This is a genomic window from Streptomyces sp. NPDC013317 (assembly GCF_055563155.1).
In genome coordinates this window covers 87,138-101,900 of sequence record NZ_JBVHDX010000012.1, presented here as the reverse complement: position 1 = coordinate 101,900, position 14,763 = coordinate 87,138, and the positions used below count along the sequence as shown (strand labels likewise).

At 63.0% G+C, this 14,763-nt stretch carries 8 protein-coding genes and 4 pseudogenes; 7 read left to right on the top strand and 5 right to left on the bottom strand.

Annotated elements, in window-relative coordinates:
* Positions 1–22 precede the first annotated feature (22 nt).
* The 3 genes and pseudogenes from ACZ3IJ_RS27735 to ACZ3IJ_RS27725 all read left to right on the top strand — a co-directional run.
* Positions 23–1,282, top strand: a complete 1,260-nt coding sequence (locus ACZ3IJ_RS27735) for an ABC transporter permease (RefSeq protein ID WP_467472464.1) — start codon at positions 23–25, stop codon at positions 1,280–1,282.
* Positions 1,283–1,867: 585 nt separating this feature from the next.
* The gene (locus ACZ3IJ_RS27730) at positions 1,868–2,719 is read left to right on the top strand and encodes an IS5 family transposase (protein WP_467472463.1); all 852 of its coding nucleotides are present in this window, start codon (positions 1,868–1,870) and stop codon (positions 2,717–2,719) included.
* A gap of 87 nt (positions 2,720–2,806) precedes the next feature.
* Positions 2,807–2,980 (top strand): annotated as a pseudogene (locus ACZ3IJ_RS27725) (transposase); the annotation flags it as partial.
* A gap of 18 nt (positions 2,981–2,998) precedes the next feature.
* Here ACZ3IJ_RS27725 and ACZ3IJ_RS27720 read toward each other — a convergent pair.
* Positions 2,999–3,223, bottom strand: a complete 225-nt coding sequence (locus tag ACZ3IJ_RS27720) for a hypothetical protein (protein WP_467472660.1) — start codon at positions 3,221–3,223, stop codon at positions 2,999–3,001.
* Between the two features lie 247 nt (positions 3,224–3,470).
* Here ACZ3IJ_RS27720 and ACZ3IJ_RS27715 point away from each other — a divergent pair.
* Positions 3,471–3,650 (top strand): annotated as a pseudogene (locus ACZ3IJ_RS27715) (transposase); the annotation flags it as partial.
* Between the two features lie 41 nt (positions 3,651–3,691).
* Here the strand turns inward: ACZ3IJ_RS27715 and ACZ3IJ_RS27710 are convergent.
* Positions 3,692–4,000 (bottom strand): annotated as a pseudogene (locus tag ACZ3IJ_RS27710) (transposase); the annotation flags it as partial.
* Positions 4,001–4,222: 222 nt separating this feature from the next.
* Between ACZ3IJ_RS27710 and ACZ3IJ_RS27705 the strand changes: the two are divergent.
* On the top strand, positions 4,223–5,431 hold the full coding sequence (locus tag ACZ3IJ_RS27705; RefSeq protein WP_467472461.1) for an IS110 family RNA-guided transposase: 1,209 nt from the start codon (positions 4,223–4,225) through the stop codon (positions 5,429–5,431).
* A gap of 53 nt (positions 5,432–5,484) precedes the next feature.
* Here the strand turns inward: ACZ3IJ_RS27705 and ACZ3IJ_RS27700 are convergent.
* From ACZ3IJ_RS27700 to ACZ3IJ_RS27690, 3 genes and pseudogenes are all read right to left on the bottom strand, one after another.
* Positions 5,485–5,993, bottom strand: a pseudogene (locus ACZ3IJ_RS27700) (IS5 family transposase); the annotation flags it as partial.
* A gap of 526 nt (positions 5,994–6,519) precedes the next feature.
* Positions 6,520–7,770: a sugar ABC transporter substrate-binding protein gene (locus tag ACZ3IJ_RS27695; protein ID WP_467472459.1), complete on the bottom strand. Its 1,251-nt coding sequence runs from the start codon at positions 7,768–7,770 to the stop codon at positions 6,520–6,522.
* A gap of 1,621 nt (positions 7,771–9,391) precedes the next feature.
* Complete coding sequence (locus ACZ3IJ_RS27690; RefSeq protein WP_467472657.1) at positions 9,392–12,007, bottom strand: ATP-binding protein; 2,616 nt, start codon at positions 12,005–12,007, stop codon at positions 9,392–9,394.
* A gap of 515 nt (positions 12,008–12,522) precedes the next feature.
* On the opposite strand from ACZ3IJ_RS27690, the gene ACZ3IJ_RS27685 reads away from it, so the two are divergent.
* On the top strand, positions 12,523–13,362 hold the full coding sequence (locus tag ACZ3IJ_RS27685; protein ID WP_467472457.1) for a hypothetical protein: 840 nt from the start codon (positions 12,523–12,525) through the stop codon (positions 13,360–13,362).
* Between the two features lie 92 nt (positions 13,363–13,454).
* Positions 13,455–14,540 carry a hypothetical protein gene (locus tag ACZ3IJ_RS27680; RefSeq protein ID WP_467472456.1) on the top strand — a complete coding sequence of 362 codons (1,086 nt, stop codon included), beginning with the start codon at positions 13,455–13,457 and terminating at the stop codon, positions 14,538–14,540.
* The last annotated feature ends 223 nt before the right edge of the window (positions 14,541–14,763 follow it).

The window sequence follows — 14,763 nt, the reverse complement described above, 5'->3', positions numbered from 1 at the left end:
ACAAAGAAGGTAGGACGGCATCATGTCGACCGTGATCGCCCTCGCTCCGCAGGCAGCACCGTCTGGCAAGAGAAGCAGGCGAACGCTACGCACAACGCTCCTGATCATCGCAGGCGTGCTGGTACTGATTTCGGCCGTTCGTCTGATCACGGGTGCGAATGGGATCGACTCGCCCGGCCAGATGTCCAGCGCACTGAGACTTGCCGTGCCGATCGGTCTCGCAGGCCTTGGCGGCCTGTGGGCGGAGCGGGCGGGAGTCATCAACGTCGGCCTTGAAGGCATGATGATCTCCGGTGCCTGGTGCGGAGCCTGGGCCGGATACGTATGGGGCCCGTGGGTTGGCGTCCTCTTCGGAGCCATCGGCGGCGCGCTCGGCGGCGCCCTGCACGCCATCGCCACCGTCACGTTCAACGCGAACCAGATCATCTCTGGTGTAGCGGTGAACATTCTTGCTGTGGGGACCACCCGCTACCTATCGAAGTTTACCTTCGCTAACACTCCGCAAGGGTCCGCCAAGCAGTCCCCCCCGATCGACTCGATCGGCACCTTTAGCATCCCGCACCTGTCTGCCTGGCTAGACGCACTCAATGCGAAGCACTGGTTCCTCATCTCAGACATCGCGGGCCTGCTCGGTGGGCTGGCCACTGGTCTCTCGCCGCTCACCGTCATCGCGGTCGCGTTCCTGCCCGCCACATGGTGGTTGCTGTGGCGCACAGCCTTCGGTCTGCGGCTGCGCAGCTGCGGCGAGAACCCGGTAGCGGCGGGGTCCCTCGGCGTGAACGTCCGCAGGTATAAGTACATCGCTGTCATTGTTTCCGGCGGCTTCGCTGGCCTCGGCGGCGCGTTCTTGTCCATTGTGGCCTCGAACCTCTACGTGGACGGACAAACGGCAGGGCGTGGCTTCATCGGTCTGGCCGCGATGATCTTTGGCAACTGGCGGCCTGGCGGCATGGCTCTCGGCGCCGGGCTGTTCGGCTACACGGACAGCCTCAACCTGCGCGGCGGACTCGTGAACGTCCATGCGTTGATTCTTTTCCTGGCGCTTCTGCTGTTGTGCGGAGCGGCCAGCCTGGCCTGGAGGAAGAGGTATCTCGCCACTGGCTTCACCACGGCCATGGCTGTTCTTGTCTTCCTCTGGTACGTCACCACCGATGAGGTGTCACGCCAGCTCGTCACGGCTGCTCCCTACATCGTCACCTTGATCGTTTTGGCCCTGACAACACATTCCCTCCGGATGCCGAAGGCGAACGGCAAACCCTACCGGAGGGGACAGGACTATTGATGACCCGTCAGTCCTCTGCCCGGGCTGCAAGTAAATCTGTCAAGCGCGCGCTGCAAGTGTCCGTGCATGGTTCAGCAGGCTTGGCCCTTGCAGTGGGGTCCAGGTTCATGATGGCCATCTAGTGCACTGCAAAGGCGGGGGTCTCGTTGGGGAAGTAGCCACGGCCTCGACCACCCCGGTTCCGGGCACTCGGGTTGACGGACTCGATCCCGGTCGTGATGCAGACGAACGGCGCGGAACTCGGCGTCGAACCGGAGGAGCGGCACGAACTCCTTCCCCGTATTCCCCAGTGCCAGACGACCGCCGGGCACTCCCGAGACCACGCGTCAAGATCCGCGGACCGCTCGAGCGCGACATACCCGGTCGCAGTGGTGTAGAAATTGGTTGAGGACCGCTGCGTCCTGCGGCGACTGTGCAACTCGGTCCCCGCCGTCGATGACCTTGTCAGCCGACCGTCAACTACCCGGTCCAAGGGCCGGCTTGCAGGCAGAGTGAGACATGACGTCTTAGAGGGCATCTGATCTATGTAGTTGGTGTTTTGGGATGTTCTTGTGACTGGAGGCGTCGACGGTCGTTGCCAGGGGCATGACTGCTCGACGTGCGTATCGCAGTGACGTCTCCGATGCCCGCTGGGCGTTGATCGAGCCCGTGTTCGTTGCCTGGCGGGCCGCCCGTTCCGGGCCTGGGGCGGCAGCGCGGGTGCATGATCTGAGAGAGATCGTGAACGCGATCCTCTACGTCAACCGCACCGGGATCCCGTGGGAGTACCTGCCGCACGACTTCCCGCCGTTCAAGACCGTCTACGACTACTACGCCAAGTGGGAGACGGACGGAACCACCGAGCAGGTCCACGACCTGTTGCGGGACAGGACCCGGCGGGCGAACGCCCGAAGTGGGCAGCCGTCCGCGGCCGTGGTGGACGCGCAGAGCGTGAAGACCTCGAGCAATGTCGCCGAGGGCAGTCAGGGCATTGATGCCGGCAAGAAGATCAAAGGGCGCAAGCGTCACCTGATCACCGACACCCTCGGCCTGGTCTTGACCGTCCTGGTCACCGCCGCCTCGGTCCACGACTCCGCCGGCGGCAAGCAGGCCCTGACCGAGCTGGCGGCGGCCCATCCGAGCGTGACCAAGGTATGGGCAGACGGCGGCTACCAGACCAGCGTCATCCAGCACGGCGCCCGCCTCGGGATCGACGTGGAGGTGGTGCAGCGACCGAAGGAGAAGGGCTTCCAGCCGCTGCTCAAGCGGTGGGTGATCGAGCGGACCTTCGGGTGGCTGATGCAGCACCGCCGCCTGGCGCGTGACTACGAAGCCCTGCCGCAGAGATCCCGGACGATGATCCACTGGGCGATGGCTAACAAAATGAGCCGCGAACTCACCGGAGAATCAACACCAACCTGGCGAATCGAAACAGACATCCCACCCACAACGGCGTGAACATTGATCAGATGCCCTCTAAGAGGTCCTAACAGAAGCTGTTGATCATGTGGCTGTCGGCCTAGTTGCTTGTTGGCCTGTTCGTGGCGAAGAGGAGTCCCGCACGGCTCCGGCCTCGGCATTCACCGTTGGGTTGTCGAGCGCACCATCGCGTGGCTGCACGGCTTCCGACGCCTACGCGTCCGCTGGGAACGACGCGACGATATCCACGAAGCCTTCCTCGGCCTCGCCACCTGCCTCATCACCCGCCGACACGTCTAACGCCCTTGTTAGGACCTCTTACTGTGGGTTCCTACGTCCGCTACTGCTAGGCGGTACTGGGGCGGTTGACTGCGCCCCGCTGCCACGCAGCATCGGCCCGGTGGGCGATGTTGCGGAAGCCGTTGTGGGACGCGTGCATGGTCGTCCCGCCGGATTTGCATGCGAACCCGCGTGTTTCACCTGGTTGGTGCGATGGGTGTGCTGGCACTCGGAGCACTGGCGGGAGATGTTACGCGGGTCCACATAGACCACAGGCACACCTGCCCGCCGTGCCTTGTACTCGACGACCGCGCCAAGCAGGGCGAATGCCCAGGAGTGAGTTGTGCCCGCTGGTCTTTCCTGGCCTTGACCCTCTCGCCGGAAACCGGTCAGGTCTTCCAGACCGATTCCCCGGAGTTGCGTTCAGCGGTGGCGACGATCTTCCCGGCGATGATGTGGTTGCGCTGGGTCGCGTACCGGGCTTCCTTGCGCCGCTGGCGCTTGAGGACCCGGGCGACCGGCGGAGTGGGTGACGGCGGACGGGGCTTACGGTCAGGAGTGGATGTTCCGCCGCCTGCTCGAGGAGCTCGGCGTCGGCTATGTGGTCGCGGTGCCGAAATCGCAGCAGGTCAAGAGCCGGGCCGGGTTCTGGAGAATCGCCGATTTGTTCGCCCAGACGCACGAGGAGGTCTGACAGCGGCCCTCCTGCGGTGACGGTGCTTAGGCCGTGTCCTATGTGGTGAGGCGGAGAAGTCGCTTGTAACAGCAGAGGGCTGCGGTGGGGCCGAGGAAGGCCAGGTAGTTGCGGGGATGACGTTCGTAGCGGTGGTTGAGTCTGCGGTATCCGGTCAGCCAGGACATGGTCCGTTCAATCACCCACCTGCGGCGTCCGAGCCGTTCTGACGACTCGATGCCTTTGCAGGCGATGCGGACGCCGGTGCGTCGGCCGCGTAGCCATTTCCGCAGTTCAGGTATGTCGTAAGCCTTGTCGGCGTGCAGGCGTTGGGGCTTGAGATGACGGCCGCGGTGGGAGTCGTGTCTCCTTACGTTGTTCCTGGGTTGATTCCGGTCACTCGTAGGATCGGAAGGCCCAGGGATGCTGGGTGTGGCTGCGTGTCTCCAGCCCAGTGGTGGCTTCAAACGATTGGCCGCCTGGCATCCCGCGACGACTCGACCACTCAGGGATGCGCGCGACAGGATCGCTCGGTAAGGACAAGCTGGCGATGTCGTCTGCTGGGACAAATACAGGCAACGACTTCGGAGGTGGCCGTGCCCGAGCTGTGGGTCGGTACGGACGCGGGCAAGGCCGAGCATCACTGCGTAGTGATCGACGCCGACGGCACGCGAAAGCTGTCGCGGCGTGTGGCCAACGACGAGGCCGCAGCACTGTTCAATCTAATCGGTGAGGTCCTCGCGCTGAGCGAGGGCGAGCCGGTGACCTGGGCGATTGACCTCACCGCCGGCGGGGCCGCGCTCATGATCGCGCTGCTGACCGACAACGGGCAGCAGGTCTTATACATCCCCGGCCGCACCGTCCACCACGCTGCCGGCTCCTACCGAGGTGAGGGCAAGACGGACGCGAAGGACGCATTCGTCATCGCGGACCAAGCCCGCATGCGTCGTGACCTCCAGATGATGCGCCGTGGCGATGAGATCGCTGTTGACCTGCGCATTCTGACCTCGCGCCGCCTGGACCTGGCAGCGGACCGAACGCGGGCGATCAACCGGCTGCGGGCCCAGATGCTGGAGTACTTCCCCGCCTTGGAACGCGCCTTCGACTACAAGACCTCCAAGGCCGCGCTGGTCCTCCTCACCAGCTATCAGACCCCGACTGCCTTGCGCAGGATCGGTAACAACCCACTTGCGACGTGGTTGAAAAACCGCAAGGTCCGCAATCACAAGGTCGTCGCGACCACCGCGCTTGAGGCCGCTGAGGCCCAGCACACCGCTGTTGCTGGGGAGAAGGTCGCCGCCGCGGTGGTGGCGAAACTGGCGAGGGCGGTAATGGCCCTCGACGAGGAGATCGCCGAGACCGACGCCCTGATCGAAAGCCGGTTGCACGACCATCCACACGCCGAGGTCATCCTGAGCTTGCCCGGCGTCGGGCCTGTCCTGGGCGCCGAGTTCATCGCCCATGCCGGCGGCGACATGAGCGTTTTCGGCACCGCCGACCGCCTCGCTGGTGTCGCCGGCCTGGCTCCCGTCCCCAAGGATTCTGGTCGCATCAGCGGGAACATGCGCCGACCACGGCGCTACTGCCGACGCCTTCTGCGCGTCTTCTACATGTCCGCTATGGTCGCCGCCCGATGCTGTCCCGTCTCAAAGGCGTTCTACGAGCGCAAACGAGCCGAAGGGAAGAGCCACAAGCAGGCCGTCATCGCCCTCGCACGCCGCCGCCTGAACGTCCTGTGGGCACTCATACGCGACGGCCGCCCCTTCGAAACCACCGCACGCCGAACCCCATCGTGCTGAGCTGAGCCACTCACAGCCATTCACCAGCCAACCTTGACAACTCCATTGGGAATCGTTTGGTGACCGAGCTCCATGGGCTTCAGGGCCTGGCTGTCGTAGGTGTTGGCGGCCGAGAGGCCGATGAGGATGGGCAGTCCGTTCGCGTCCGACAGGACGTGCATCTTGGAACCCGCCTTGCCCCGGCCCACGGGGCTCGGACCGGTGAGTTCGCCCCCTTTTTTCGCCCTCACGTGAGCGGAGTCGAGGACCGCTCGGGAGAGATCGAGCAGGCCGGCGTCGTCGAGCCGGTACAGGATCGCCTCGTGCAGCCGCCCCACACGCCGGCTCTGGACCAGATCAGGAACCGGCGGTGTGCGGTCAGCTTCGAGACCCCGAAGCACGGTGGCAGGGCCCGCCAGGCGCAGCCGGACACCAGCACGTAGATGATCGCGGCGAACAGCGTCTCATCAGGCGTGTCCTGCGTCCCACCACCCTGAGGCCGCACCTTCGACGGCGGGATCAAAGGCTCCGCGATCTCCCACAACCCGTCCGGAACAATCCAACTCCATGTACCCCGCCCCATGACGAACCCAACGACCGCCTCAGCACATAGGACACGGTCTAAGCGTGTGCTGGTTAGGCTGGAAGAGGTGTTTGCCTCCTCTGCGGTCGTCTCAGGTCATACCGGTACCGAGGACGCGAGCCTCCTCGCGAGACCGCAAGGAAGGAAACGGGGCGCACACCGGCCCGATCCCCGTGGACCGGAGGAGCCAGGTTCCAGGTGCCCATCCCGTCGGACGCGGATCAGCGAAGAACTGAAACTCATGGCCAAGGATCGCCAAAGAACGAGTAATTCGCCTCACAACGCCGCCATTCCAGAATCCAGCGCCCTATATGCGAAAGAAGCGCATAGACCACCTGACCTACACGGATTCCCTACGGTGGGAAGCGCATCTGCGGGCGCATGGCCAGCAAAGGGATTGAGCAAAGTAACCAATTTGGGGGATGTGCTGCTGGGTCTAGAGCACACCATGCCGTGGCTTGCCCCGGCTACTTGTCCAATCGGCCCCCACAAGGCCTGCGACTGATCCTCTCGTCACAAAGGACAGTCAGGACACGCCCCAGGCTTTGAGGAACGTGTCCTTATAGGCGTCAGAGCCGTACCAATCGATAGTTGCGTACGCGGCTGGTGTGAGGGTGAGACCTTTCACAGTGTCCTTGTTGAAGACGCGGGTCACAGCCGGCACCACCTGCACACGCTGGCCGGTCAGCATCCGGATAATGCCATCGGCGTAGGACCATCCTGAGTAGACAGGACTGAGGCCCACATCGACGAGCTGAGTGCCGGCAGCCACGCGTTGCAGGGCGTCAAGGTTTCCGTTGCAGGAGGCCAGTTTGACCTTGGATGTGAAACCGGCCGATTGAATTCCCTGGATTGCCCCGGGGGCACCGGAGTCGACTTCGACTGCGACGTGAGTAGTGTCGGGGTGCTGCAGCAGCGCCGCGCTGACCATGGAGGGCAACTTGTTGGCTTCGTATGTTGAGTACTCGACGTCGTGCAAGGTACAGCCGGGACACTGCTCGGCGATAAATGCCTTCGCGTAGATCGAGGCGTTGCGAGTCAGCGAGGAGTTGGTGACCCCAACATAAAGGATCTTGGCTTTGCCGCCACTATCGACCATGATCGACTCCATGGAGAGCTTCTGGGTCAGTTCGAACGCGGATGTCACGTCATAAAAGGCGAGGCGAGAGGATGATGTCCGGCCGCCACTGGGCGCCTCGCCGGCAACTAGCACAGGGATGTCATGCGAAAGCAGGTTGTCGAATCCAGCAGAGACGAGCGAGTAGTCGATGTAGGCGGTGACGACCGCGTCGGCATGCTGGGTTACTGCCTGCGACATGCACGAGGCGATAGTAGTGGGAAGTAGTTGCCCATCACATACGTGGACGTCGATCCCGACCGAAGCAAGTGCGGACTGCATCGCGGATCCCGTGGCAGCCGCCACGGGGATGGAGGAGCTGAGTGGGATGTACCAAACACGTTTACCTTTGAGGCTGATCACCCTGGAAACAGGTTTGATCGCAGGGTAACTGGTGAGTGGTGGGGAGTGAGCGGCAATATCAGCTCTTGCTTCCGTGAGTGCTGTCGCCGTTGCAGCGACTGACGCCTGGCTGGAGGGGGTGCCGCTGCCGCATCCACTCATGATCAGAACAGCCATCACCGCAGACGCAGCAATCCAGAACCAGCTCGGTCCCCCTGTTCTGTTACTCGACTGACGCGTCACAGTGAATTCCTTCCTCGCCATTCGCGGTGTGCGCGGGAGCACATTCCAGCCGTTCGGCTTGATGGCGAGACTCATGCACCCGAGCGGGAAGATCAAGGACATCCTGCGCCCATCACCCGAACAGATGCGTCGGTTGCCCGGGCTCTGCCGCCCGCCGGCAAGGATGGGGCTCGCTCTATTAGGCCCCTGAGGTGTTTCACCACGCGGGCGATCAGTCCGAGTTTGGCCGCCAGCCTGGCAACGGTATTCACCGAGACGTGCAGCCCTTGGGGCGGCTGCGGTGCCGCAGCTCGCCGCGTAGGCCCCCGGGCGAGGGAGTGCAGTGAGGAAGGGACGCAGGAGCGAGTGGCCGGTAGGAGCTTTCGACCTGGGGGAACTTGTCAGCCCAGGTCCGCTGTCAGGAGTAGGCGTTCGCGCTCGGCCCGGGGTTGGGCCAGCTTTGAGGCCAATACCAGGAGCGGGCCTGCTCGCTCCGCCGCCCGGTGCCGGCCTGCTGCCGGGCCCCGGATCTCCAGCTCAGCCGCAAGGCGGCCGTCGTGAGGTCCGGCAGAGGCAACCCTGTGTGCCCACGAGGCAGCCCGGTCCACCATCGGGGCCGCCGCGTGCAGAGCCCCGCGTGTCCCGGGACACGCCCCGCGAACTGCGCTACTTCCTGTAAGGCATCCCCTTCAGTACCAGGTGGCACGACCGCTCCCTGTCGGTCACCAGCCGCCGGATCTACAGCAGGTGCTCCTGCCTGCTACAGGCCACGAGTGCGGTCAGCCCAAGTACCCCCAGAGACTTCTCATCTGCCAGTGCTCGTCCATCACCAGCGCCACGGTGCCGTCGTGTCGGGTTAAGCGCCGTCGTGACCCTTCGGACTGCAGAGCGTGGTTCACCACCACCGGTGTGGTCGGCTTGTTGGCCACCAACGCAACAACCCCGCTCTCAGCGGGGCTCCCAGCCTCATCCGAAACCTGAGCGACCTATTGCCAGCGGTGAGCGGGAGTCCGACACCGCCGTCGCTTCCACCAGCCGCCGGGTTGCCTCCGGCAACCCGGCCGGCTGCCGCATCACGGTACCCGTCAGCGAGGACGACACTGGCAGCCGTTCCCGTCCCTGCGCCACGGACTCCTCCGGAAACTCGGCGAGCAGCGTGCTCACGTACAGTGCGTTGCCGTTTGTGTGCTCCACAGCCGCTCCGCCGTCCAGCAGACTTGTCGGAGCAGGACTTGGCGCTGGGGAGTGCTCAGCCACCTGCTGGGGACAGGATCCACACGTGGTCCAATCCTCTGCTGAGTGAGGGATCGCTGTTCGATGGCCCGTCCCATTCGATGGCCCGTCCCAGGTGGGAACGCAGTTTCTGGCGCCGCTCGGCCAGATCCAAGCCGATGGACCAGAGCCCGCAGAACGGTGAACTGCTTGATTCCGGTTCACTCAGCCATTGCCGTACGGTCTTGCCGGCTCCCGCCTCTCCCTTGACCAGCACCATCCATGGTTGGCCCTCTCGCGCCCCTGAGGCATACGCCCGCAACTGGGACAGCTCGCTCACCCGACGAACGTGCTCCCCGCGCCTGGTGAAATTTCATGGGCTGGCGCCTTTTCGGTGAACCGGCCCAGGCATTCCGTTCTACAAGAGAAAGGTCATAGCATTGACAAAGGAAGATGCCCGTGGTGTGCATGTGCTGAGGAGTTCAGCGGTCTGTTAGTACCGCTGTCATCGCCGGAGCGCGTCCGCGAGCAGTTCCCGGCAGGCAGCAAGGTACGGCCGAGCCCCGAGCCCTTCGAAGCCGCGGTACGCACGATGCAGATGCTCGATGGCCCGGGTGTCGTCCCCCAACAGGGAGAGGACGCGCGCGTAGTCCTGTTCGGCACGCGCTAGTTGTAGGGGCACCTCGTCCGAACCGGAGGGGTTCGTTATCGCGGCCTGGTACTGGTGAGCGGCGCTGGAAAGGTCGCCTCGGGCTTCAGAAAGCCGGCCAGTGAGCCAAAGGACGGCTGCCGGCGGATCCTGTCCAGAATCGCCGCGAAGTCGCTCCAGTCCGGCCTCGGCGTCAAGAAGGCTGGAGCAAGAGATCAGCGCCTCGATATGGAGCGGAAGCCACCATGCGGCGTAAACCTCACGCCACCCGTTCGGACCCGGCATGTCAAGCAGAGGTGACAGCGCACGCAGCATTGCTGGGTGGTCGCCCTGTGCCTGTGCCCGAACGGCACGGGCCATGGCTGGGAAGAGGACGTACTGTGGGGGGCCCGAGCGGAGACAGGCTTCCGACTCGGCGATCCACTCGGCCGCGCGGCCCCATTGTCCCCGGGAGGCGGCTACGAAGGCCGCTAGCGCGTACGAGCGAACGCATGCCCATGGATGCTCGAAGGCCACGGCGAGCGAGATCGCACGTTGCGCCGCTTCGTCGGCATCCTCCCAAGCCCCCATCCAGTAGTGCGCGGCGGCGAGGCTGTAATGGGCGAAATCACCGGTGAACGCCGAGGTACGCCCCTGCTTCTCGGTCGAGAGGGCCTTGAGGGCGTCGTCCCGTCCCGCTTCCAGCTGACCGACGAGGATGCGGCAGAGCGAGGCCCAAGCGAGGAAGTATCCACCGACGTGAATATGGGCTTCGGCCGGCTGATTGGTGCGGTCCGCGGACAGACTGTCCAGGTATGCGACGACAACGGCCGGGCCGTCTTCTAGGAGCCGGGCGGACAACAGGTTCCCCTCTGCCTCGCTGACCAGGTGAGACGCATGATGGCCTATGGCCATCGCTTTGCGCTGCATCCGCATCGCAGCGGTGCCGAGACCGAGCCAGACGTAGAGCGAGGCGAGTACGCCACCGGCTTCGCGGGCGACCCACTCCAGTCCCGGATGGTCACAGGTGGTGCGTATGACGCTGGACAGAAGCCGTTCGGCGTTGACACGGTCCCCCCGCCAGGCCGATGCCATGCCGAGTGCGCAATCCCGCAGTGGGGAGGGCGCGCAGTCCGCAGCGGAGCCCAGCAGCGGCAGAGCCCGGTCCGTACGGCGTGCGGAGAGAAGGTGAACCACTGCGGTGAGCAGACGGCACTCGCGGCTTTCCCTGGTGTCCGACAGCTCAGCGGACCACAGCAGCAAGCTGGCGGCCAGGTCCACGTCTCCGTCCGCAATCCAGCGCTCGGCAGCGTTCTCCAGACCGCTGGCGATCTGAGCCATATCTGTACTGTCCGCTGCGGCCACCCGATGCATCCACTTCGCCGGACCGGTGACCGCAACTGCCGCGGCCCTATGGAGGTCCCGCCGGCGTGTGGGGCTGAGCGCAACGTAGATGGCATCCCGCTGGATGCGGTGCGGGATGGAGGCGGTCACGACACCGTCGTGGACTGTCTGTACGACCAGGCCTAGATCAACGGGCTGCCGCAGTGCCTGCTCGGGATGCGTTACGGAGGCGACGCGGCCGGCGACCTCGACGGCGACCGCCGAGTCGAAGACCGCGAGCGCCTCGACCAGCCGCCGGGCATCAGCATCGAACGTGCGGAGTCGGCTGTGCACCATCGCGGAGAGCGTTTCGGGCATCCGCGTGACCCATTGCATGTCGTCCGATCCGGCAGGGTCGGCATGCGTGAGCACGGACCGCACGTAGAGGGGGTTTCCCTCAGTACGCCGCCAGAGCTTGTCCAGGGCAGCTTGACTCCACTTGTGTCCCGGTACGAGTGCACGAGCGAACTCCGCGACTGCGGCGGCGTCGAGACCGGGCAGGACGAGCTGAGTGCGATGCCCCAGGCCCAGGCCTTTGAACAGCTGGTTTGCGAGGTCAGTCGAGCCAGGGACGGCTCCCGTGTCCAGGGTGGCGACGAACAGCACAGCGCTTTCCTGCAGTCTGTCCAGCGCGATGCGCAGGGGCGGCAACGACCGCCAATCGGCCCACAGCGCGTCATCCATGATGATAGCCAGCGGCCGGATACTCGTAAGGTCATCAAGAAGACAGGCCAGCTGGAGGCCCAGGCTGAAGGCCGTGGCTTTGAGCTGACGTTCGGGTACTACCGATAGGTCGTCCAGCAGGGGGTAGCGCGACAGCAGTTGTCTGGGCACATTGCCCAGCAATTGGCTCACCAGCCCCAGGGACATATGCTGCTCCGCGGGATCGCAGATCGCCCGCAGCACGGTGAAGTCTTTCAGAGAAGCGGCAAAGCACTGGCACAGGGCAGTCTTTCCGCATCCCGGGGCACCCTCGATCGACACTGCGACGCCTTCACCCGTTCTCACCTGATTGGCGATTCGCCGCAGTGTCGCCAGTTCTGCCGAGCGTCCGAACAGGACGCTTCCCGCACGCGATGGCGGGGGGTCGTGCTGCGGACGACGATGCATGGAGACCACGATCCAAGCCTAGCCACGACCTGCCGTGCCGGCACTGAAGATATGGATCCAATTCCTCCGCCTGGAGATCATGAGGCTTGGGTCCGCTCGATCTTGTGCAAGGGCGGCGGATGGGCTCGCCAGTGATCGCTTTCCCCCAGGGCCAGGGACGTGGTCAGAGTGAGCCTCAGCAATAGCGCGTCCCTCTGCAAGAAGATACGAACGCACCCGACACTCGCCCTGCCCGGCGGATCATGGCGGGAACCAGGATCTGACAGCCGCAGTCCTGGCCGTGCAGCGTGGGCCCCTTGTCGAAGCTCTCTCGTCACGCACCATCTCGACCGGTATGTGAGGGGCTTCTTGCCTCGACGCCTGCCCGTTCGCTTGCCGAATTCTTGGTCTGAGACTGCACCATCAGTTCCAGCGATCGCCGTCTCTGACGTGCCCACTCTCTCGCGACCGATGTGGCGCTGCTGCCAGATGTAACGCGACAAAACTAGCCGTTTGGCTTGTGGAACGGATACACGATGGAAGAAGAAGACCCGGGCACCGTATATCTGGACACGGACACCGTTGAAAAGCTTAAAGATGCTATCTGTGATGCCCTCCTCGACGAAGATGAGCCCTTCAGCGAGGAACTCAAGGAACTCAGCCAGCAGATTGGGGCGCTGATATTCGAAGACGAGCAGTGGTTCCGCTACGATGCGCCGAGAATCGTCTCAATCCTACTGCCGTGGCTGGACGCTCGCACTGCTGAAGAACTCAAATCTCACCTGGGGGCAGATTACTCCCCCGATGAATTCGTTCCTTGGCTTCGCTCGATTCTCGCCGCATGGATCGAATATTCAAGATCTGCAGCCGGCGCCAGTCGCCACGAAGGGGAAATATCGAATATCGGAACACTGAATACGGACTTCGATCGGTATCAAATTCCAGGAACAGAATTCTACAAGTACGATTCCGCCACCCAGACGTGGCTGTACTCCGATCGCGATGACGCCCCGGAAAGATCATGGGCGCCTTTGGAGCAGCGCATGGATGAGACCCGGGAGGGATTGACGTCGACTTCTCTGCGCGGATACCCGTACCCCGAAGGCACTATTCGGGGCACAAGATTCTACGCAATGAAGATCGACGGTTCCTACGTATTCAGCGACCGCGAGGACGGCCAGGACGACGACGGATGGCAGCCCTATGCGTACTGGCAGGAACTCCATGATGCCGATCCCTCGGGGATCCGCGCCCTGGAGAGTCTTACACAGGTGATCAGCGAGGCGATTCTGAACGTTCCCGGAGCGGCTGACCTGTCCGATGACGAGATCCTTAAAATTACCTACCTCGCGATGAGCAGGCTATCCAAGCAGTGATGAGACACGACCCACTTCCGTGCACCATACATCACTCATGGAAGTCTGGGCAGCATCGTTTTGCTCGGCGGGACATGGCATGGAGATGACCCATGGAAGAGAAAATTCAGGAAACCCTGGAAGACGAGATCTATTCCCGCGCGGTGGCGGCTGGACTCACCGCGCTGGAAGACCGATCAACGTCTTCGATAGCGTCGTCCGTAAAGAAAGGTGCCAAACTGGCACGGGAGCTAGGAAGAGCTATTCGGGAAAAGGAGGTGGCAAAGAAGGACGAGGTCGCCGCAAAAGATTTCGAGAAGTCCATGAGGGATTCAAACCTCCAGAAAGACTCAGAGTATGCTGGCTTCTCTAAGGATCTAGACACGGAGGCCATTGCTCTGGCTGGAAATGTCGAAGGATTTTCCACCGACGCGAACACAATCGTCGTACTCCCAGCCGGATGTGTCGGGAATGCCGGATTGTGTCTCACCAGGGCAGACGCAGTCGTGAACATAAGGACGAAGCTTCGGAATGTCTACATTCCAAAGATGCTCGACATGGGAATCTCTCGTGACTACATAGGCTGGCTCAAGCGGATAAATCTGTACACAGTCGTTCTCGACGAAGTCGAGTACAAGAACAAAAGCAAGGGCAGCGGGATCGTATTTCATGAGTGTGGGCATGCGAAGCTGATGGAGGGGTCTGAAACGGCGGGCGTCTTCTTGATCGAATTGGAGACCTTGCTCAAGACAAGTGGCAAGGGTAAGACGAGAGAATACCTTGACAGCGTCAGAACCGCGGCATACATCCGTGACCCCTTCTTGAAGAACGGCTCAAACGAGAACAAGGTTGCCGTACTGAAGCTTCTCTACGAGCTCTACAAGGACGACAAAGAGACCGAGAAGACCTTCTGGACGGAGTACGCCCACAATTGGAACGAACACAAGGAGCTCCAGAGCGTAGCAAAATCGCCTGTCATCACCAGGTCCCCCAAGGGTTCCACCATTTTTGGTACGCTCATCGAACTGAAGGCGCAAGTTCCGACAGCTGACCTTGTGGGACCCAATTCAAGGATTGCACCTATTACCGCAGACGCCGGCGATGATGTGGAGTTCGCGGGGCGGAAGTGGAGGGTACTTTCGAAGGAGCTGAACAACATGGGAAGCTCCGTTTGGAAGCTCGAGGCAAGCGGTGATTGATATTCCCGCATGGAGCCATTCCGGTACGATCAGGGAAGAATGAGTCTTTTCAGGGTAGGCAGCGATCGGGTGCCGGTCCGGATATCCGCAACGCACGAGGCTTCCGTGCCAGTGAGATAGATGTTCGCAGTCGCAACCCGCGGCACAGGCGCCTCGCGTTCCTATCCTGCTCACTCGACCTGCCTCACACGCCGGTCGAGTGGGGTCATCGTTATCACCACTT

Bases quoted from the DNA above. Each gene is read 5' to 3' on its own strand.
- ACZ3IJ_RS27735 (WP_467472464.1), top strand. From the start codon at position 23: ATGTCGACCGTGATCGCCCTCGCTCCGCAGGCAGCACCGTCTGGCAAG.
- ACZ3IJ_RS27685 (WP_467472457.1), top strand. From the start codon at position 12,523: ATGGAAGAAGAAGACCCGGGCACCGTATATCTGGACACGGACACCGTT.
- ACZ3IJ_RS27695 (WP_467472459.1), bottom strand. From the start codon at position 7,770: ATGAGTCTCGCCATCAAGCCGAACGGCTGGAATGTGCTCCCGCGCACA.
- ACZ3IJ_RS27680 (WP_467472456.1), top strand. From the start codon at position 13,455: ATGGAAGAGAAAATTCAGGAAACCCTGGAAGACGAGATCTATTCCCGC.
- ACZ3IJ_RS27690 (WP_467472657.1), bottom strand. From the start codon at position 12,007: ATGCATCGTCGTCCGCAGCACGACCCCCCGCCATCGCGTGCGGGAAGC.
- ACZ3IJ_RS27730 (WP_467472463.1), top strand. From the start codon at position 1,868: ATGACTGCTCGACGTGCGTATCGCAGTGACGTCTCCGATGCCCGCTGG.